Source organism: Streptomyces sp. NPDC001544 (assembly GCF_042894285.1).
Taxonomy (GTDB): Bacteria; Actinomycetota; Actinomycetes; order Streptomycetales; family Streptomycetaceae; genus Streptomyces.
Window position 1 is genome coordinate 219668 of the sequence record NZ_JBIAVN010000001.1, and the last position, 19356, is coordinate 239023.

The following is a 19356-nucleotide window of genomic DNA, read 5'->3' on the forward strand; positions in this document are numbered from 1 at the left end:
ACATGATCGTCGTGACGGGCGCCACCGGTAACGTCGGCCGGACACTGGTGCGGCTGCTGACGGACGCGGGGGAGCGGGTGACCGGTGTGGCCCGCTCGATCACGGAGGCGGACGTGCCGCCGGGGGTCCGGGCGGTGGCCGCCGACCTCGGCGACCCCGAGAGCCTGCGCCCCGCCCTCAAAGGCGCGGGGGCCCTGTTCCTGCTGGTGGCGGGGGAGGATCCGCAGGGCCTCGTGGGTGCGGCCAAGGCGGCGGGCGTGCGCAGGCTGGTGCTGCTCTCCAGTCAGGGGGCCGGCACCCGTCCGCCGGCGTACGCGCACGCGGCCGGCTTCGAGGCGGCCGTGCGGGAGTCCGGTCTGGAGTGGACGGTGCTGCGCTCCGGCGGCCTGGCGTCGAACGCGTTCGCCTGGGCCGAGCCGGTCCGTCTGCACCGCACCGCCGCGGCGCCCTTCGGTGACGTGGGCCTGCCCTTCGTCGACCCCGACGACGTCGCGGCGGTGGGCGCGGCGGTCCTCCGGGCGGAGGGTTCCGCACACGCCGGAGCGACCTACACCCTCACCGGCCCCGCGCCCACGACCCCGCGCGAGCGGGCGGCCGCCCTGGCGGCGGCGCTCGGCGAGCCGGTCGGCTTCGTCGAGCAGACGCGGGAGCAGGCCGAGGCGCAGATGTCCGCCTTCATGCCGCCGCCGGTGGTGGCCGGCACGCTGGCCCTCCTGGGCGCCCCCATGCCGGAAGAACAGCAGGTCAGCCCCGATGTGGAGCGGATCCTCGGGCGGGCCCCGCGCACCTTCGCCGAGTGGGCGGCACGCAACGCCGCGGCGTTCCGGTGAGCGTCACCGCTGTTCAGGCGACATCGCACTCCCGCAATGGTGCCGTCCTCTTCCGTGGTCCGCCCTCGTCGTCTTTCCGGAACAGGAACGAATAGCAGCGATAAGCCATGGAGAGCGAGGAGCCGAACATGCTGCTGTCCTCGTATGTCGCGTGAAACTGGATGACGGTGGTCAATGACTGGCCCGACCGCGTGTAGGAGACGAGTGCGGCATCGTTGCGCCGTGCGACGCCACGCGTCCGCGCCTCGCTCGGGTAGTGGCCCCGTGCCTCATGTTGCATGTCGCTCTCGTACGACTGCGCCAGGCGCGCTATCCGGCGCAGCGCATTTTGCTCATTGCGTTCGTTGGTCCGGTTCTGACGGTAGTTCAGGGTCATGAGCGTCGCAGCGATGAGCAGCACCACGACGATGGGTGCCATGAGGGCGATCAGGCAGCCACGGGACGGTGCTCCGGCGCGTACGGACCGCGCCGGAGCACCGGAATTCGAGGGAGCGGGACTCATGGGGCCTCTGGCCTGCGCGTGGTGGGCCCGTACGTCATGAACGCCTGGGCGTAGGCCGTGGTGCCGGTCTTGTTGGGATGGTAGCTCTCGCGGCTGAGGCAGTTGTCACCCCAGAACCACCAGCAGACCTTCGTGCGGTCATCGTCGTGGTGGAAGTCGCCGTCGCCGTTCGGCCCGGCCACCACTCCGTTGATGCCTTCCGTCGGATCGCAGATGCGCTTGCCCTCGAACGCCGATTGCGGAGACCGGAATCGCACGCCGTCCGCGGCCATGGAAGTCGCAAGCTCGCTCTGCTTGCTCTCGAAGTACTGGGCCATGTTGTTCAGGATGACGCGCTGGGACGCGCTCACCAGCGTCGAACATGCCTCCGTGCGACTGAAGAGCAGGGGGTATCCCATCAGTGAGATGGTCGCATTCGGTGCTTGGCCATGGATCTTTTTCAGCACCGCCTGCGTATTGTCCACGGCCGTGTCGATGTCCGCCTTCATCGAGGATTCGGAGGGGCATCCGCTGAGTACGCACGCCTGAATCTTCTTGTCGAACTGGGCGTCGTTGCCGCCGATGGTCAGCATCACCAGGGTTGTGTCCGAGCTGAGTGCCCCAGAGTCGATCTGATACTTCTGATGGAAATTCCCGTCATTGCCCCAGATTTCCGGGTTGCTGTCGTCCGTCGGCCGCATCTGCCATGTCTTGGCTCCCGAACAGGCGATGAACTGGAAGTCGACACTCGCGGCGTAGTGATCCGAAAGTGTTCCGACAGTCTCCGTCTGACCCGGGAGAGTCACCTTGCGCGGCCACGCGTTCTTGCTGCGTCGACAGGCGTTCCAACTCTGTTGCCCGTGATCGCGGTCAGTTTCCTCGTCGTAGTCTCCGGAGCCTTCGCCGGAGGTGTAGGAGTCACCCATGGCCACGACCATGTACTGCGGTTTGCCCGGGAGCTTCTGGAAGGCGACCGAGGTGAAGGCCACGTCGTCGTCGGCGGTGCCGTCGTCGGTGGCGTTCGACAGCTCCACCTGCGGTGTGCCGGTGAACTGGTAGACACCGAGTTCGACCCAGGTGTTCTTGCCGTGGTGGGTGTTGATGTACCGGTGCCGGTCGCCGCCCGCCACGCCTTTGATCACGTAGTGGGCCTGCTGCGTCTGGGCGCCGGTGTCGGGCATGTGGACGAGGACGCGGGCCCAGCCGTTCAGGGACTGGTTCAGCGTCCAGGTGCCTTTGATGGTCATCAACCCGCTGTCGCCGCCGAGGTGGTCGGTGTTGCGGGTGTGGGTGTACCAGTAGTGGCCGCCGTAGCCGCCGCCGACCTGGTGCAGATCGGCCTTCGCCTGGTACGGGCCGAGGCCGGGACCGGTCGCGGTCGGGTCCGGGTAGAACGTGAACTTGAAACTGCCCGCGGAGTTCACCTGACTGGGTTTGCAGCCGCTCCAGGTTTCGGTCCCCTGGGCGACGGAGGCGACGACGCTGGTGCCGTCGGGGGCGGCGGAGCAGTCCGGTGTGCCGTGCTGGAGGCGGGTGCCGCGTCCCGGCTCCGAGATCACCGTCTGGTACTTGATGTTCTCGTGTCCGCAGTCGTTGGCGCAGTCACTCTTCCAGGTGGCGTGGGGCTGGTTCCACCAGTACTTCGCGTAACAGGCCTCGTCGGGACAGTCCGGTGGCGACTTCGGGTCGCAGCTGTTGTTGCCGTTGCAGAAGGTGCTCAGCGGCGGCGAGACCTGGCTGCGTAGTTCGGGGGTGGTCCACCAGGCGGGCCTGAAGCCGGCGGAGGAGAAGCCGGATTCACCGGGCCAGTCCTGACGGCCTGAGGTGCTGTAGGAGAAGCCGGTGTCGATGGAGAAGGCGGCCCAGCCCATCACCTTCTCCTCATACGGCCAGTCCTGCGGGTGTGCCGCGTCGTGGTTGGCGTCCGTGCCGTCCGCGGAGGTGTCCATGAACGGGTGTCCCCAGCTCTTCGCGTAGAGCGGGTTGGCCGGGTTGTTGTACCAGCCCAGGCCCCAGTGCCCGTTGTGCTGCGAGGCCTGGGAGGGCGGGTTGAAGCCGAGGTTGTAGTTCCAGGCGGCCGTGAACCAGTTCTCCACCATGGACGGGTCGTCGTTGTTGACGGTGATCTGCTGGCCGGCCGTGTGGACCTCGTTCCACTTGTCGGCGAGGATCTTCATGGATGCGGCGATGTTCGTCGCGTAGTCGACCGCCACGGCCTTCTGCAGGGAAGGCGTCAGGCTCGTCTCCCCGGCCTTCTCGTGCCCGGCCAGGCGCATGCCGTCGGTGACCTGTCCGACGCCGTAACCGCAGTCCGCCTTCTCCCAGTGGATCCGCCAGTTGGAATCCGGGTCACCGTCGACGTGCTTGTGGCCGTAGTAGCCGTCCACGGCGGCCAGAGGGTTGCCCATCTGGCCGGGGATCGAACCGCCCTCGGCCTCCCACAGGTTCGACTCCTGCGCCATGATCCCCAGCAGGACGTTGACCGGGATGCGCCCCTTGCCGTCACCGCCCTTCAACGCCGGCAACGGAAACAGGCCCTGCGGGTCGATGGTGCTCAAGGTGGTCTGACTGCGGTAACCGCCCTGCTGGATGACGCTCGCGTGCAGCTTGTCGCGTACCGCCATGTCCGCGGCCCACTCGACCTGGTTCGGGGTCGGCTGCAGAGCCTGTGCGTTCACGTCGTTGCGGGAGACGCCGCACCAGCGGTCGGTGTCCCGGGGGTCGTTCGACACCGCAGCCGCGGTCCGCGCCGGGTGCTTCCCTCCGCCGCCCTGGCCGGAGGCGGCGAGCGCGGGCGAGAACGTGGACTTCCCCGTGGCGGACCGCGTGCCCGGCGTCGTGTTCGTCGTCTCCGGCGCGCCCTGGACGGACTGGGTGATCTTCTTTCCGGTCGTGGTGGCGGTGGAGGTCACCGTCGTCACGGCACCCGACGCCGCCGTCGCCGGGGCCTGCGCCGATCGCTCCTCGGATGGTTCGGCCCTGGTGAAACCCCTGCCCGCGTTCTTGATCCGCTGCAGGCCCGCATGGACGCCGGGAGCGAGGACCGGCTGGACGGCCAGACGCCCCAACGTGGAGACATCCGTTCGAGAGGGGGCGTTGAGACGGGTGATGCCGGTGCCCTGTGTGCGCGGGCTACCGGTGGGGTGGCCCGTCAGGAACACCCGGCCCGCCGCTCCCTGGGCGAGGTCCAGGTCACCGAGCCGGCCCGAGGCGATCATCGACGGTCGGCCGTGCCCGGTGACCACCTTCACGTGCGCGGTGGTGTCGTCGCTGCGGTCGACGAAGGCGATCCGCCCGCGCGCGGCGGAACGGATGTCGAACGGGACGGTGTCGGCGGTGGCCAGGTTCTTCACCCTGCCGGAGCGGTCGATGTGGACCAGATGCCGACCACGTGCGGCGACCGTGCCGTCCGGTACCGGAACGGCGCTGGTGACCTCGCCTGTGGTCACACTCGTACCGGTCGTCCTCCCTGCCGTGTTCACGGTCAACACACGCGTCTTGGTGCGTTCCGGGTCGTTCATGTCCCGGTACGCGGTGAATGCGGCGGTGCGGGTGGCCGGGTTGCAGGTCGGGTCGAAGTAGGCCAGCGACACCGTGAACGGCAGCTTGGTGACCTGCCCGGTGTCGAGGTCGACCATCGCGGCGAACGCACCGCCCTGCATCAGGTCCGGCTTGTTCGTGAACGCCCGCGGCGCGTAGACGACGGCGGCGTGCGCGTGGTCGATGACGCACTGGTTGCCGATCCACGAGTCCGCGGTCATGCCGGGCTCGGCCAGGACGGTGGCCGTCTTCCACTCGTACGCCTTCGCGCTGTCGGCGACCAGGACATGCAGGCCATCGGCGTCGGCTGCCGCGGTGACCGCCCGGTCCTGGGAGGTTTTCCAGCCCTTGCCCAGCTTGTCGCCCGGATCGACGACACGGCCGGACGGTTGCGGCGGTCCGGTCTGGCTGCTGCCGGGCGTCCGCGTCGGCGCCGCCGCGGCGGGCGCCGCCTGCAACAGCCCGCCGGCCAGTGCGGCACACGCCACCGCAGCAGCCAAGGATAAAGGTGCTCGTCTTCTGGGTCTCAAAAGTGTCTTTCCATCTCTCGTCGAGGCCACCGTGCCCTTTTGGGGACGACTCGGCCGCCCACGGCCGGAACGCGGCACCTTTCACCTCACGGGCATCGGCGTAGGAATATCAATGGCGATACGCGGAGGTGGCCCGGTGCAGGTGCTAAAGCGTTTCCCCCGCTTTTGCGCGCGTTCACATCACGACTGGTCCAGGCCGCTTCGTGAGAGTGCCCGATCATTAGACAGGGGGCACAGGAGGATCACAAGGTTTCTTTCCGGTCGGCACGGGCGCCCGAATCTCTTCCCTCCCCGGTCGACAGCGTCGTCCACCGGACTTCGACATGAGACACGGTGTTCATCTGTATGAAACGTCCGTACTGCCTCATATCGGCTAACCCGCTCTCCGCGGGGATGGCTCGATCTTGTGCAAGGCGGGTGGTCGTGTGCGCGCGAGGCACGGACTGCGTGTGCTCTCGGTCTACGAGGGTTTCTTCTCCGGCGGCGCCCGGATCGTCCACAGCGATGTGGTGATGGGGCTCGGCGAGGGCGGCCAGCAGCGTCACCAGGTGCTGAGCATCCATGGTGAGGTGCACCGCGAGGCCACCCGGCAGCGGATGGAGGACGACACCTGTTACCGCTCGCTCACGGCGAGCGGTGTCGAGGTCACGTCGCTCGGGCGCAGCGCCGGGCTGGTCGACGGCTCCGTCGCGGCGGCTGTTTTCAGCGGACCCGAGCTGGCCGAAACGGCCCGCGCCATGGCCGGGGCCGATGTGATCCTCTCCCTCAAGGAGCAGCCGCTCGCGCTGCTGAACCAGGGCGGCCTGCCGCGCCGGCCGGTCGTCGTGTGCCTGCACCGCTCCGACCCCGAGAACCAGGGCGAGGCCCTCGACGAGCTCAAGGCCGCCATCGCCGACGGCACGGTCGTCGCGTGCGTGTGCTGCGCCGAGTCGACCCGGGACGCGTACCACGCCGCCGGGATCCCGGCCGAGCTGCTGCACGTGATCCCGAACGGGGTCGATCTGCTGCGGTTCCGGCCCGACCCCGCCGCGCGGGTCGCGTTCCGTGCCTCGCTCGGGATCCCCGACGCCGCGCCCGTGGTCGTCTTCGCCGCGCGGTACGCCACCATGAAGAACGTCCCCCTCTTCCTGCGCGCCGCCCGCGAGTGGCTGGCGCGCGAGGGCGGCGGGCACGTGCTGATGTGCGGCGCCGGGATGACCGAGGACAACCCGGCCCTCCGCGCGGACATCGCCGTCGCCTTCGGGGCCGACGAGCGGGAGCTCCGCGAACGCGTGCACCTGCTCGGGGTACGGCGGGACATGGAGGTCGTGTACGCCGGTGCCGACGTCGTCGCCCTCACCTCGGTCTCCGGGGAGGCGGCCCCGCTGTGCCTCATCGAGGGCATGATGTGCGGGGCCGTGCCGGTCACGACGGACGTCGGTGACAGCGCGTCCATCGTCGCCGGGCACGGCTTCGTCACGCCTGCGGATCCGGGCGCCATCGCTTTGGGCTGGGCCGGCGCGATCGCCGGGCGTGCCGTGTTCGCGCCGGTCCTGGCCCGCAGCCGTGAGCGGTTCAGCCGTACGCGGATGATCGCGGCGTACGCGGCGCTGCTCGAGCGGGTCCACGCGTCCCACGCCGGGGCGCGGGTGGCGTAGCCGCGTACGGAGAAAACAACGAGGAGGGGCCATCGGACGCCGTACCCGTCCGATGGCCCCTCCTCTCCCCTCCTGGTGCCGTCCCGCCCCCACTACCGGGGCAGCACCACGACGTGCGCGGCCGGCTCGCGGTCCGCCGCCGCCATCAGGGCCGTGCGGACGACCGTCGCCTGCTGCCCGAGGGACTCGCGGAGCTTCTTCGGGGTGATGTGGACGACCGTGATGCCCAGTCGCTCCAGGTGCTCCCGCTTGCGGCCGTACTCGGACCACATCGCGTCCTCCTCCTGCCGGGGGGCCCGTGTGTCCAGTTCCACCGCGACCGCCTGCTCGGGCCAGTAGGCGTCCACGCCGCCGAGGTGGGGGCCGCCGACGAGGCGGAGGTCGACGTTCCAGACCGGGTCGGGCAGGCCGTGCTCGCGCACCATCCGGTACAGGCGGTCCTCGGCGACGGCCCGGCCCTCCGCCAGCAGCGAGTCCACCGCGCCCACCACGTGCGGGCGGGTGAGCAGCTTCGCCCGGGTCAGTTCCCGCACCACGGCCGCCGGTTCGCAGTGGCCCGCCCGCACCGCCTCCGTCAGCAGCCGGCGCACCACCGCCGCGTCCGTGAGCCCGGCCACCGCGTCCGCCAGGGCGCGCGGCACCGGCGCCACCGGCAGGCCCGTCACCTGGCGCGGAGCGGGCATGTCGGACGTGCGGAGGACGTGGACGTAGCCCGCGGAACGCAGCCGGCGCAGCCGGGGGACCAGGACGTCGATCTGCTCCAGGGAGAGCAGCGCGGGCGTCGACGTGAAGCCGTGCAGGGTCAGCGCCGCCAGGCCCGTGATCATCGCGTCCGCGTACACCGGGCGGTGCGGGGAGTCCGCGCTGGGCTGGGTGGGCACTCCCGGCGCCGCTGCCGGCGGCGGCTCCTTGGCCGCGTACATCAGCGCCGCGTGCAGGCGCTCCTCGCTGGTCGGCGGACCGGGGTGGAGCAGGGTGACACCGGGCAGCAGCAACTGCCAGGGGCCGCCGGGGCGGCACTGTTCGTTCAGTTCGGCGGCGGTGACGCCCTGGGAGCGGAGCAGGGCCGTGGTCGTCACCCGGCGGTGCACCTCGGAGAGGTGGCGGAGGGGGCGGGGGGAGAGCGGGGTGTTGTGCGTCATGATCTCCCGATTCCCGTGTCCCGTCCGCCTCTTAACCGCTGTTACACGCTCGTCGACGAATGCGGACAAGCCGGTACTAAAGGACGGGTGTTCGGGTGCCGAGTAGACAGGGAAAACCCCTGGTCCGTTCGGGTACGGACCAGGGGTTACGGCTCTTATTGCCTGAATTCCGTAACGGTCACCGACCGGCCGACCTCAGGCCAAGGCCGCCCTCGCATCGCACTCCTGTCCGCGCAGCCCCCGGGCCAGGTCGTCCCGGGCCTCCAGCACCAGCCGGCGCAGGGCGGGCGCCGCGTCCGGGTGCGCGGCCAGCCACGCGTCCGTCGCCGCCAGGGTCGCCGGCGAGTCCTGGAAGGACGGGAACAGGCCCCGGACCACGTCCATGCCGATCTGGATGGACCGCTCGGTCCACACCCGCTCGATCGCCGCGAAGTACTTCTGCGCGTACGGCGCCGTCAGCTCCCGCTGCGAGGGCTGGTCGAAGCCCGCGATGGTGGCCTCCACCAGGGCGTTGGACAGCACGTCGGACTCCACGACCTGCGCCCAGGCCTGCGCCTTCACCGCCGCCGACGGGCGGGCGGCCAGGCAGCGGACCTGGTGGCGCTTGCCGGACGCCGTGTCGTCGCGGGCCAGTTCGGCCGCCAGCACGCCCTCGTCGGCCACCCCGTGCGCGGCGAGGGGCTCCAGGAACGCCCAGCGCAGCTCCTGGTCCACCTCCAGCCCCTCGATCCCGTCGGTGCCGTCCAGCAGGTCCTTCAGCAGCGCCAGGTCCTCCTCGCCGGCGGCCGTCGACGCGAAGAACCGCGCCCACGCCAGCTGGTGCTCGCTGCCCGGCTCGGCCCGCCGCAGCTCCCGCAGGGCGCCCTCGGACAGCAGCCGCTCGCCGGTCGGCCGCCAGTCGGGGGCCGCGTAGTGGACCAGCGCCGACTCCGCCCAGGCGTGCAGCATCTGCACCACGCCGATCTCGGACTCCCGGCCCGCGAACCGCAGCACCAGGCCGACGAAGTCCCGGGCGGGCAGCAGCGCGTCCCGGGTCATGTTCCACAGCGCCGACCAGCACAGGGCGCGGGCCAGCGGGTCGGTGAGCGCGCCCAGGTGCTCCCGGAGCGCCGCGAGCGAGGCCTCGTCGAAGCGGATCTTGCAGTACGTGAGGTCGTCGTCGTTGACCAGCACGAGCTCCGGTGCCTCGGCCCCCGCCAGCTCGGCGACCACCGTCCGCGGTCCCTCGACGTCCGTCTCCACGCGCGCGTACCGCTCCAGCGCGCCCTCGGGCGTACGCCGGTACAGGCCCACCGCCACCCGGTGCGGGCGCAGTTCGGGGTGGGACTCGGGGGCCTCCTGCAGCACGGCCAGCTCGTCGATCCGGCCCTCCGCGTCGAGCAGCACCTGCGGGGTCAGCGAGTTGACCCCGGCCGTCTGGAGCCAGGAGCGCGCCCAGGCGGTCAGGTCCCGGCCGCTGGTCTCCTCCAGGACCGACAGCAGGTCGCCGAGGCGCGTGTTGCCGTAGGCGTTGCGCTTGAAGTAGCGGCGGGCGCCCTCCAGGAAGGCGTCCCGGCCGACGTACGCCACCAGCTGCTTCAGCACGGAGGCGCCCTTGGCGTAGGTGATGCCGTCGAAGTTGAGCTTGGCGTCCTGCAGGTCGCGGATGTCGGCGGTGATCGGGTGGGTGGAGGGGAGCTGGTCGGCCCGGTAGGCCCAGGCCTTGCGGCGGTTGGCGAAGGTGATCCAGGCGTCGTCGAAGCGGGTCGCGCCGACGCTCGCGAACGTGCCCATGAAGTCCGCGAAGGACTCCTTGAGCCACAGGTCGTCCCACCACTCCATGGTGACCAGGTCGCCGAACCACATGTGCGCCATCTCGTGCAGGATGACGTTGGCCCGGCTCTCGTACGACGCCCGCGTCACCCTCCCGCGGAAGATGTACTCCTCGCGGAAGGTCACGAGCCCCGGGTTCTCCATCGCGCCGAGGTTGTACTCGGGGACGAACGCCTGGTCGTACTTCCCGAAGGGGTACGGGTAGTCGAAGTGGTCGTGGAAGAAGTCCAGGCCCTGCTTGGTGATCAGGAAGACGTCGTCGGCCTCGAAGTAGGGGGCGAGACCCTTGCGGCACATGGCGCCGAGCGGGATCTCCAGCCGGGTGCCGTCCGCGAAGGTGCGCGTGTAGAGGTCCGTCACGTAGTGGTACGGGCCCGCGACCACGCACGTGATGTACGTGGAGATCGGCTTCGTCTCCGCGAAGCGCCAGACGCCGTCGGTGAGCTCGCCGGTGCCGTTGCTCCACACCGTCCAGCCCTCGGGCGCCCGCACCTCGAAGCGGAAGGGGGCCTTGAGGTCCGGCTGCTCGAAGTTCGCGAACACCCGGCGGGAGTCGGCCGGCTCGTACTGGGTGTAGAGGTAGACCTCGCCGTCCTCGGGGTCGACGAAGCGGTGCAGGCCCTCGCCGGTGCGGGAGTAGGCGCACCGGGCGTCCACCGTCAGCTCGTTCTCGGCGGCCAGGTCCTCCAGGATGATCCGGGCGCCGTCGAAGACCTCACCGGGGTCCAGGTCCTTCCCGTTCAGGGTGACGGCGGTCACGCCCGGGGCGACCAGGTCGGCGAAGGTGGAGGCGCCCGGCTCGTTGCAGCGGAACCGGATGGTGGTGACCGAGCGGAAGGTGCGCGGCACCCCGCCCTCGGGGTCCCCGTCACCGACCGCGGACCGCAGGTCGAGGGACACCTCGTACCCGTCGACGGACAGCAGGGCGGCCCGCTCCCGGGCCTCGTCGCGGGACAGATTCTCACCGGGCACGGGCGGCAGCTCCCTCATCGTCGGACACACGGCTGAACAGCACCGATCCTGCCATGCGCCCCTGGCGCCGGACACCGGGAATACGTCGGCGGGCATGTTGTTGAGGGGCTAAACGACCCGTTTTTCGAGGAGAGCCATGTCCGAGACCACGACCGCCTCCGGCAAGACCCCCGTCGACTTCTGGTTCGACCCGCTGTGCCCCTGGGCCTGGATGACCTCCCGGTGGGTGCTGGAAGTGGAGAAGGTCCGGGACATCGAGATCCGCTGGCACATCATGAGCCTCGGCGTGCTGAACGAGAACCGGCTGGACGAGCTGCCCGAGGAGTACCGCGAGCTGCTCGAGACCAAGGCGTGGAAGCCGATCCGGGTGGTGACCGCCGCCTGGCAGAAGCACGGCGACGACGTCCTCGGCCCGCTCTACACCGCGCTCGGCACCCGCTTCCACAACAACGGCGAGGGCCCGACCCTGGAAGCCATCGCGGGCGCCCTGGAGGAGGTCGGCCTGCCCGCCGACCTGATCGACTACGCCGAGCAGGAGGACTTCGAGTTCGACGCCGAGCTGCGCGCCTCCCACAAGGAGGGCATCGAGAAGGTCGGCCAGGACGTCGGCACCCCGGTCATCGCGGTGCCGGGCCCCGACGGCGAGCAGATCGCGTTCTTCGGCCCCGTCGTCACCCCCGCCCCCAAGGGCGAGGAGGCCGCCCGCCTGTGGGACGGCACCCTCGCGGTCGCCTCCGTCCCCGGCTTCTACGAGCTCAAGCGGAGCCGGACCAAGGGACCGGACTTCAGCAACCTCTGACCGTCAGGTCTCCTCGGGAGGGGGGAACCAGCCGCCGTCGGTCCAGTTCCAGTTGCGCTGGTACCGGCGGCACCCCTCCCGGGTGCAGCGGACGTAGGACTCGGGCGGGTGGTTCGGCTTCTCCTTGCGGACGTGTTCCTTCTCCTCGTCGGTGAGCGGGCGGAACGCCTGCAGGGGGCCGCCGCAGCTCGGGCATCGTTTGAACTCCATGGACCGCCTTCCGTAGGGCACGGACACGGACTCCAACGGCGCGGGCGGCCCCGCGGTCACCGCCGCGCCCGGTCCCTCGCCCCGGCCAGCCGCTCCAGGTGCTCCTCGTAGCCCTTCGCGTAGTACACCGCCCGGTCGGCGTCCGGCTCCACCACGAGCGCCGGCCGGGTCCAGGCGTCCGCGTCCAGTGCCACCCCGTACCGCTCGGCCGCCGCCAGCACCGCGCCGCGGGCGCCCACCTCGCCCTCGACCACGCGTAAGGGGCGGCCCAGGACGTCCGCCAGCAGCCGGATCCAGGCGGGGCTGCGGGTGCCGCCGCCGCACACCGCGAGCGTTCCCGTCAGACCGGCCGCCGCCAGGCAGTGCCGGGCCGCGTAGCCGATGCCCTCGCAGGTCGCGCGGATCAGGTCGGCCGGGGTGGACTCCAGGCTGATGCCGGTGAGTTCGGCACGCAGCCGGGGCTCGACGAAGGGGGCGCGCTCGCCGGAGGGCGCGAAGTAGGGGAGCACCCGGACGCCGTGCGCGCCCGGCGGGGTGTCCGCCAGCAGGGCGTCCACCTCGTCGTGGTGCACGCCCGTCGTGGACAGCACCCAGTCCAGGGCCGCCGTGCCGACCATCGCGGGCATGGCCCGCAGCCGGTGGCCGGGGCGGTCGGTGGAGATGTACAGCCCGGCCGGTTCACCGGTCAGGTCCAGGCCGGTCGTGGCGACCAGGCTCGCCAGACAGGTGCCGACGATCAGCAGACCGTCACCGGGACGGGTGACCCCGGCGCCGAGCGCACACGCGGGCAGGTCGTACGGCCCGTTGACGATCCGGGTGCCGGCCGGCAGGCCCTCCCCGCGGGCCCGCCCGGTGGCCACCGGGTCGGCGACCGGGGCGAGCAGACGCCTGCGGTGGGTCAGGCCGAGCAGCTCGACCACCCGGTCGTCGTAGCGGCGGGTGCGTGGGTCGAGGAACGGCATCGACGCGTCCGACACGTCCGTCACCGCCCGCTCCGCGCCCGTCAGCCGCTGGAACACCATGTCCTTGCAGTAGACGGCCGCCGCCGCGGCGTCCAGCGACCCGGGCTCGTACCGGTCGAACCAGGCCAGCAGCGGGCCCGGACACCCCGGGAACATCGCGCTCCCCGTGCGCCGGAACACCGCCTCGAAGGTGCCGTCCGCAAGCCACCGGTCGAGCAGTTCGTGCGCCCGGCCGTCCATCCAGGAGGCCGCCGGCCGTACCGGTCGGCCCTCGGCGTCGACCAGCCACACCCCGTCGCCCTGCCCGGTCAGCCCGGCCAGCTCCACCGGCCCGGGCACCCGGGCGGTCAGCGCGCCGAGCACGGCGACGACCGCCCCGTACACCTCCGCCATGTCCTGCTCCACGTGCCCGCCGCGCAGCTCCAGCCCCACCGGACGGGCCTCGACGGCCAGTTGGCGTCCGGAGCCGTCGAACGCGGCGGCCTTCACCATGGACGTGCCCACATCGATCCCGATGTACATGACCCCTCCCGGTACGAGCTGTACGGCCGTCACGTCAGACAGTGCGCCAGCGGCTCCCCGCGCACCCAGCGCCCCACCTCCGCCGCCGCGATCCGCGCCGCCTTCTCGGCCACCGCCCGGCTCGCCCCGCCCAGATGCGGGGTCAGCACGACCCGATCGGCCAGCGCCGACAGCCGGGAGCGCGGCGGCAGCGGCTCGACCGCGTAGGTGTCGAGGGCCGCCGCCGACAGCCGGCCGCTCTCCAGCGCGTCGCACAGCGCGTCCTCGTCCAGCAGCGGACCGCGCGCCACGTTCACCACCACCGCGCCGGGCGGCAGCAGCGCCAGCTCACGGGCGCCGACCATCCCGCGGGTCTCCTCGGTGAGCCGGGCGTGCAGGGTGATCACCCGGGAGCGGCGCAGCAGCTCGTCCAGGGAGCCGAGCCGTAACCCGTGCACCTCCCCGCGGACATACGGGTCGTACACCATCACCCGCGCCCCGAAGGCGCACAGCACCCGGGCGACCCGGCTGCCCACCGCCCCGTACCCGACCAGGCCGACCGGCAGGTCCTCCAGCTCAAGACCGCTGTGCTCGTAGGTGTAGTAGGCCGCGCCGGCCCAACTGCCCTGCCGCGCCAGCAACTCGTGCGCCTGCGGGATGCGGCGCAGGGCCGCGAGGAGCAGACCGACGGTGAACTCGGCGGTGGCGGCGGCGTTGCGGCCGGGCGCGAAGCACACCCGGACGTCATGGGCCCTGGCCGCGTCCAGGTTGACGTTGACCGGGCCGCCCCGGCAGACCACGACCAGCCGCAACCGGGGGCAGGCGGCGAGGACACGCGCGGTCACCGGGCCCATCTGGGTCACCAGCACCTCCGCGTCCGCAGCTACGTCGATCAGCTCGTCCTCGGCGTCGCTCGCCTCACTGACCTCGGCGACCGGGCCGAACGGCTCCAGGGGCCAGCCAAGGGTCAACTCCCGTACTTCGCAGGCGGTTTCCCGGTGGACCGCGTCAGTGATCAGTGACGGCAGGACGAAGTGGTCACCGGCGGCCACGACCCGCACGCTGCCGACCGGGGTCATCGGTCCCCGCCCCCCTCCGGGCGGGTGACGCACACCTCGTACGGCACCTTGTGTTCGTCCAGGTCGCGCAGCGCCTCGGGCGAGGCGCCGTCGTCCACGAGCAGCAGGTCGAAACGGGTCAGCGGGGCGACCCGGTGCAGGGCGACCCGGCCCAGCTTGGTGTGGTCGACCAGCAGGACGTTACGGGCCGCCGAGTCGAGCATCGCCCGCTTCACGGACACGATGTGCTGCTCCTGGTGGTAGGCGTGGCCCCCGTGGACGGCCGACGTCGACGCGAAGCACACGTCCACCCGGAGCTGCTGCACCGCCTCCACGCAGGACACCCCGAGGAAGGAGGAGTGCAGCGGGTCGTAGTCCCCGCCGAGCGCCATCAGACGGATGCCGCGCCGGTCGGCGAGGAGGTTGATCGCCTCCAGGAAGTTGGTGACGACGGTCAGCGGGGTGATGTCGGCCAGGCGGAGCCGGCGCGCCAGCTCCAGCGCGGTCGTGGAGTCGTCCAGGAGGACCGCCATACCCGGCTCGACCGACTTCAGCGCGTGCTCGGCGATCGCCGCCTTCTGCGCCCGCATGGTCTTCAGCCGGTACTGCACGTTCGACTCGAACACCCCGGACGGCTGGGCGGTCACGCCGCCCCTGAACTTGCGCACCACGCCCTGCCGTTCGAGTTCGTCCAGGTCCCGGTGGATGGTCATCAGGCTCACCCCGAACCGCTCGGCCAGGTCCGCCGCGGTGGCCGAGCCGTCGGCCAGTACGAGTTCGGCCATGGCGGCCTGGCGGGCCGCGGGGCCCTGCTGCGCGTTGCTGCTGCTCATCGCTTTCCACACCTCGAGTCGACCCGATAACAGAGCGTGTAACAGCGAAAGAAGGCGGTCAACCCCTCGTGCGGGGTGAAATCTCAGTGCAGAGTGGGAAGTTCACAGGGGACGTCGCGATGTGTGGGAGGTCCGGATGGGAGCCGGGGCCGGGGCCTGGCTGGGCATCGACCTGGGGACGCAGGGTGTGCGCGCGCTCCTCGTGACGGCCGACGGCACGGTCGTCGGCCGCGGGTCCGCGCCGCTGCGGCGAGACCGGCGGGAGGGGCCGCGGCACGAGCAGGATCCGGGGGAGTGGTGGGAGGCGGTGTGCACCGCCACCCGGCAGGCACTGCCCGGGGTGAGCCACGTCGACGGGCTGGCGGTGTGCGGCACCTCCGGGACCGTGCTGCTGACGGACACGGACGGGCCCGCGCTGATGTACGACGACGGTCGGGCCTGGGCGGAGGCGGCGCGGCTGCGGAACGCCGGGCTCGCGGTGCAGGACACCTGGGCGCTGCCGAAGGTGCTGTGGCTGCTCCGCAACGGTGGTGGCGGAAAGAGCGGCGGCGTGAAGGGCGGCGACGCGAAGGCCGCCCACCAGCCCGACGTGATCAACGCCCGGCTCGTCGGCCACCCGGTCCCCACCGACTCCAGCCACGCCCTCAAGACCGGGTACGACCTCCGGCGCGACACCTGGCCGGACGTCCCCGGCCTCCCGGCGGACGCGCTCCCCGGCGTCGTACGTCCCGGCACCCGCCTCGGCGAGGTCTGCCCGGCCGCCGCCGAGGCCACCGGCATCCCCGCCGGCACGCCCGTCATCGCGGGCATGACCGACGGGTGCGCGGCACAGATCGCCTCCGGGGCGCTGCGCACGGGCGCCTGGAACTCGGTGCTCGGGACGACCCTGGTGCTCAAGGGCGCCACCGCCGAGCCGGTCCACGACCCCACGGGCGTGGTCTACAACCACCGTGCACCGGACGGGAACTGGCTGCCCGGGGGCGCCTCCGGCGTCGGCGCGGGAGTGCTGACCGCGCGTTTCCCGCGCGCCGATCCGGCCGCACTGGACGCCCGCGCCGCCGCCTTCGAACCGTCGAACGCGGTCGCCTACCCGCTCGTCTCACCGGGCGAACGCTTCCCGTTCCGCGCCGCGAACGCCACCGCCCTCCTCCTCGGCGACCCGGTGTCGGACGCCGACCTGTGGGCGGCCCTCCTGCAGGGCGTCGCCTTCACCGAACGCCTCTGCCTGGACTACCTCCACCACCTCGGCGCCCCCCTCGACGGCCCCCTCGCCTTCACCGGCGGAGCCGCCCGCAGCACCTACTGGAACCAGCTCCGTGCCGACGTCCTGGGCCGCCCCGCCCGAGTGCCCGAACTGACCGAACCCGCCCTGGGCATGGCCGCACTGGCCGCCTACGGCACGGGCGCCGCGCCCACGCTCACCGAGGTCACCGACCGCATGGTCCGCATCCGCACGGTCGTCGAACCCCGCCCGGGGCACACCGCCCGCTTCACCGAACCGTACGCCCGCCTCGTCGACGAGCTCCGGACACGCGGCTGGCTGCCCGGCCCGGTCGCCGCGCACGCCCGCGCCCGCCTGGACCGGGATACTGCGGACTCATGACGACCACCCTCCTCCTGGCCCGGCACGGGCAGACCGTCTGGCACGCCGAGAACCGCTACGCCGGGACAAGCGACATCGCCCTCACCGACACCGGCCGCATCCAGGCCGAGGCGCTCGGCCGGTGGGCCGCCGCGCACCCGGTCGACGCGATCGTCACCTCCCCCCTCTCCCGGGCCGTCGCCACCGCCGAGCCCGCCTGCCGCGCGCTCGGACTCACCCCAGGGCGCGAACCGGACCTGCGGGAATGCGACTTCGGAGTGCTGGAGGGCCGTACGCTGGCCGAGTTCGCGGCCGAGGACCCCGCCGCGGCGGACGCCTACCGCGCCGACCCGGTCGCCCACCCCTTCCCGGGCGCCGAGAACCCGCTGGCCGCCGCCGAGCGCGGTACCGCCGTCCTGCGCCGGGTCGCCGCCGGCCACCCCGGGGAGCGCGTCCTCGTCGTCGCCCACAACACCCTGCTGAGGCTGGTGCTGTGCTCGCTGCTGTCCATCCCGCCGGCCGACTACCGCCGGGTGTTCCCGCGCCTGGTGAACGCGGCCGTCAGCGAGGTCCGCATCGACGGGGACACCACGTCGCTGCTGTCGCTGAACGTGCCCTGCGCGCCGCAGGCCTGACTCAGGGCCGCCGCAGCAGACCCCGTTCCATCGCCACCACCACCGCACGCGTCCGGTCGTTCACGTCCAGCTTGGCGAACAGCCGCAGCAGATGGGTCTTCACGGTGGCCTCCGAGATGACCAGACGGCGGCCGATCTCGGCGTTGGTCAGCCCGTCGGCGACCGCGCCCAGGACATCCGTCTCCCGGGCGGTCAGCGGCTCCTGCACCGGGCGCCGCATCCGCGCGACCAGCTTCTCCGCGACCCGGGGCGCCAGCACCGTCTCCCCGCGTGCCGCCGACCGGATCGCCTCGGCCAGCTGCTCCCGCGTGGTGTCCTTCAGCAGATAGCCGATGGCACCGGCCTCGACACCCCGTTCGATGTCGGCGTCGGTGTCGTACGTCGTGAGGATCAGCACCTTGGTGCGCGGGTGGCGGGCGACGATCTCGGTGGTCGTGGCGACCCCGTCCAGCTTCGGCATCCGCAGGTCGACCAGGGCCACGTCCGGGTCGTGGCGGGCCACCAGGTCGAGAGCCGCGCGGCCGTCGCCCGCCTCCCCGACGATCTCGATGCCCTCCTCACCGCCGAGCAGGGCGACCACCCCCGCCCGCATCACCGTGTGGTCGTCCACCACCACGACCCGCAGCCTGTCCCCGCTCATGCCGCCCCCTCCCCGCCCGACGGCAGCACCGCCAGGATCCGTGTCCCGTCCCCGACCGAACTGGTCACCGTCAACCGGCCGCCCAGCTCCGCCAGCCGCTTGCGCATACCGTCGAGACCGAACCCCGTCGACGCCTCCACGACGAACCCGGTGCCGTCGTCGGTGACCTCCAGTTCCACCCCGTACGGCCGCTGGGCCAGCACCACGCCCACGGTGGAGGCGCGGGCGTGCTTGCGCACGTTGGCCAGCGACTCCTGGGCGCAGCGCAGCACCGCGATCCGGGTCGGCTGGTCGCAGACGAGATCGGCCAGCTCGGCCTCCACGGTGAGCCCGGTGTCCTCCGCGAACCGGGCCAGGATCCGGCGCAGGGTGTCCGCCACGGATCCCGCCGCAGCGCCTCCCGGCGCCCTGCCCGAGCCGACCAGCTCCCGGGCCTCGGCGAGGTTCTCCCGCGCGGTGGACTCGATGGACCGCAGCTGCCGGGCGGTCCGGGCGGGATCGGTGACGAGCCCGGCCCGGGCCGCCTCGGCGAGGACCACGATGGACGCGAAGCCCTGTGCGAGGGTGTCGTGGATCTCCCGGGCCATCCGCTCCCGCTCGTCCGCCGCGCCCTGCCGCTGGTGCGCCTCGGACAGCTCGGCCTGGGTGCGCTCCAACTCGACGATCAGACGGGCGCGTTCGGTGCTCTGTTCGACCACCGAGTGCGCCCACAGCCCGATCAGCACGCCCACCGCGACCACGATCAGCGTGGACACCGCCGTCTCGCCGAAGAACTCCGCCGACCACCCCTGCCGCACCCAGCTGCCCGCGAGCGTCCCGGCGGTGGCCAGCCCCAGGAAGGCCATCGACGCCCGCCGGGTCCGCCCGAACATCCAGTAGTGCGGCAGCGTCACCATGAACAGGGCCGCGTAACTGGAGCCCAGATAGGCCAGACCCCCGAGCGCGGTCACCAGCACCCCGAGGTAGCCGTGCGGCCGTACGACGGGGCCCGCCGGGAAGCGGTGCAGCACCGCGAAGCTCACCGCCACGCAGGCCAGCAGCGCCAGCGCAGCGTAGGTGTCCCGGCCGGAACCGCCCAGTGCGGCGATCCCGACGGCCATCGCGGCGAACAGCACCCAGCACACCGCGTTCCAACGGCGCAGCGACACGGCCCAGAAGGCGTCGGCGGAGGGCTCGGCGAGAGCGGTCATAC

Annotated in this window: 15 protein-coding genes; 5 read left to right on the forward strand and 10 right to left on the reverse strand. The window is 71.9% G+C overall.

Features of this window, described 5'->3' with window-relative positions; genetic code table 11:
* The first annotated feature begins 2 nt into the window (after positions 1-2).
* Positions 3-830 carry an SDR family oxidoreductase gene (locus tag ACFY0F_RS01005; protein WP_388786962.1) on the forward strand — a complete coding sequence of 276 codons (828 nt, stop codon included), beginning with the start codon at positions 3-5 and terminating at the stop codon, positions 828-830.
* Positions 831-843: 13 nt separating this feature from the next.
* Here ACFY0F_RS01005 and ACFY0F_RS01010 read toward each other — a convergent pair whose 3' ends face one another.
* Both ACFY0F_RS01010 and ACFY0F_RS01015 read right to left on the reverse strand, forming a co-directional pair.
* Positions 844-1248 (reverse strand): hypothetical protein, encoded by a 405-nt coding sequence (locus tag ACFY0F_RS01010; protein WP_388786965.1) that lies wholly within the window; start codon positions 1246-1248, stop codon positions 844-846.
* Between the two features lie 80 nt (positions 1249-1328).
* Positions 1329-5339: a hypothetical protein gene (locus ACFY0F_RS01015; RefSeq protein WP_388786967.1), complete on the reverse strand. Its 4011-nt coding sequence runs from the start codon at positions 5337-5339 to the stop codon at positions 1329-1331.
* A 491-nt stretch (positions 5340-5830) separates the two neighbouring features.
* Between ACFY0F_RS01015 and ACFY0F_RS01020 the strand changes: the two genes are divergently transcribed.
* Positions 5831-7018, forward strand: coding sequence for a glycosyltransferase (locus ACFY0F_RS01020; protein ID WP_388789117.1), 1188 nt, complete (start codon positions 5831-5833; stop codon positions 7016-7018).
* Positions 7019-7110: 92 nt separating this feature from the next.
* On the opposite strand, the gene ACFY0F_RS01025 is transcribed toward ACFY0F_RS01020, so the two are convergent.
* Both ACFY0F_RS01025 and pepN read right to left on the reverse strand, forming a co-directional pair.
* Positions 7111-8160, reverse strand: coding sequence for a hypothetical protein (locus ACFY0F_RS01025; protein WP_388786970.1), 1050 nt, complete (start codon positions 8158-8160; stop codon positions 7111-7113).
* Between the two features lie 195 nt (positions 8161-8355).
* The gene (gene pepN / locus ACFY0F_RS01030; protein ID WP_388786972.1) at positions 8356-10944 is read right to left on the reverse strand and encodes an aminopeptidase N; all 2589 of its coding nucleotides are present in this window, start codon (positions 10942-10944) and stop codon (positions 8356-8358) included.
* Positions 10945-11080: 136 nt separating this feature from the next.
* Between pepN and ACFY0F_RS01035 the strand changes: the two genes are divergently transcribed.
* Positions 11081-11743, forward strand: coding sequence for a DsbA family protein (locus ACFY0F_RS01035; RefSeq protein ID WP_388786975.1), 663 nt, complete (start codon positions 11081-11083; stop codon positions 11741-11743).
* A gap of 3 nt (positions 11744-11746) precedes the next feature.
* On the opposite strand, the gene ACFY0F_RS01040 is transcribed toward ACFY0F_RS01035, so the two are convergent.
* From ACFY0F_RS01040 to ACFY0F_RS01055, 4 genes are read right to left on the reverse strand one after another with little or no spacing between them, the layout of a single operon-like run.
* Positions 11747-11953 carry a hypothetical protein gene (locus tag ACFY0F_RS01040; RefSeq protein WP_388786978.1) on the reverse strand — a complete coding sequence of 69 codons (207 nt, stop codon included), beginning with the start codon at positions 11951-11953 and terminating at the stop codon, positions 11747-11749.
* A 56-nt stretch (positions 11954-12009) separates the two neighbouring features.
* Positions 12010-13437 carry an FGGY family carbohydrate kinase gene (locus ACFY0F_RS01045; RefSeq protein ID WP_388786981.1) on the reverse strand — a complete coding sequence of 476 codons (1428 nt, stop codon included), beginning with the start codon at positions 13435-13437 and terminating at the stop codon, positions 12010-12012.
* A 29-nt stretch (positions 13438-13466) separates the two neighbouring features.
* Positions 13467-14495, reverse strand: coding sequence for a 2-hydroxyacid dehydrogenase (locus tag ACFY0F_RS01050; protein WP_388786984.1), 1029 nt, complete (start codon positions 14493-14495; stop codon positions 13467-13469).
* Positions 14492-15307 (reverse strand): DeoR/GlpR family DNA-binding transcription regulator, encoded by an 816-nt coding sequence (locus ACFY0F_RS01055; protein WP_388786986.1) that lies wholly within the window; start codon positions 15305-15307, stop codon positions 14492-14494. The genes ACFY0F_RS01050 and ACFY0F_RS01055 overlap by 4 nt, the downstream gene beginning before the upstream one ends.
* Positions 15308-15443: 136 nt before the next feature.
* On the opposite strand from ACFY0F_RS01055, the gene ACFY0F_RS01060 reads away from it, so the two are divergent.
* Positions 15444-16910 carry an FGGY-family carbohydrate kinase gene (locus ACFY0F_RS01060; RefSeq protein ID WP_388786988.1) on the forward strand — a complete coding sequence of 489 codons (1467 nt, stop codon included), beginning with the start codon at positions 15444-15446 and terminating at the stop codon, positions 16908-16910.
* On the forward strand, positions 16907-17524 hold the full coding sequence (locus tag ACFY0F_RS01065) for a histidine phosphatase family protein (RefSeq protein WP_388786990.1): 618 nt from the start codon (positions 16907-16909) through the stop codon (positions 17522-17524). Before ACFY0F_RS01060 ends, ACFY0F_RS01065 begins: the two co-directional genes overlap by 4 nt.
* A gap of 1 nt (position 17525) precedes the next feature.
* On the opposite strand, the gene ACFY0F_RS01070 is transcribed toward ACFY0F_RS01065, so the two are convergent.
* Together ACFY0F_RS01070 and ACFY0F_RS01075 are read right to left on the reverse strand one after the other, a co-directional pair.
* Entirely contained in the window at positions 17526-18164 is a 639-nt protein-coding gene (locus ACFY0F_RS01070) for a response regulator (protein ID WP_388786992.1), read from the reverse strand.
* A complete protein-coding gene (locus ACFY0F_RS01075) occupies positions 18161-19354 on the reverse strand; it encodes a sensor histidine kinase (RefSeq protein ID WP_388786995.1) in 1194 nt (397 codons plus the stop codon). The genes ACFY0F_RS01070 and ACFY0F_RS01075 overlap by 4 nt, the downstream gene beginning before the upstream one ends.
* Positions 19355-19356 lie beyond the last annotated feature (2 nt).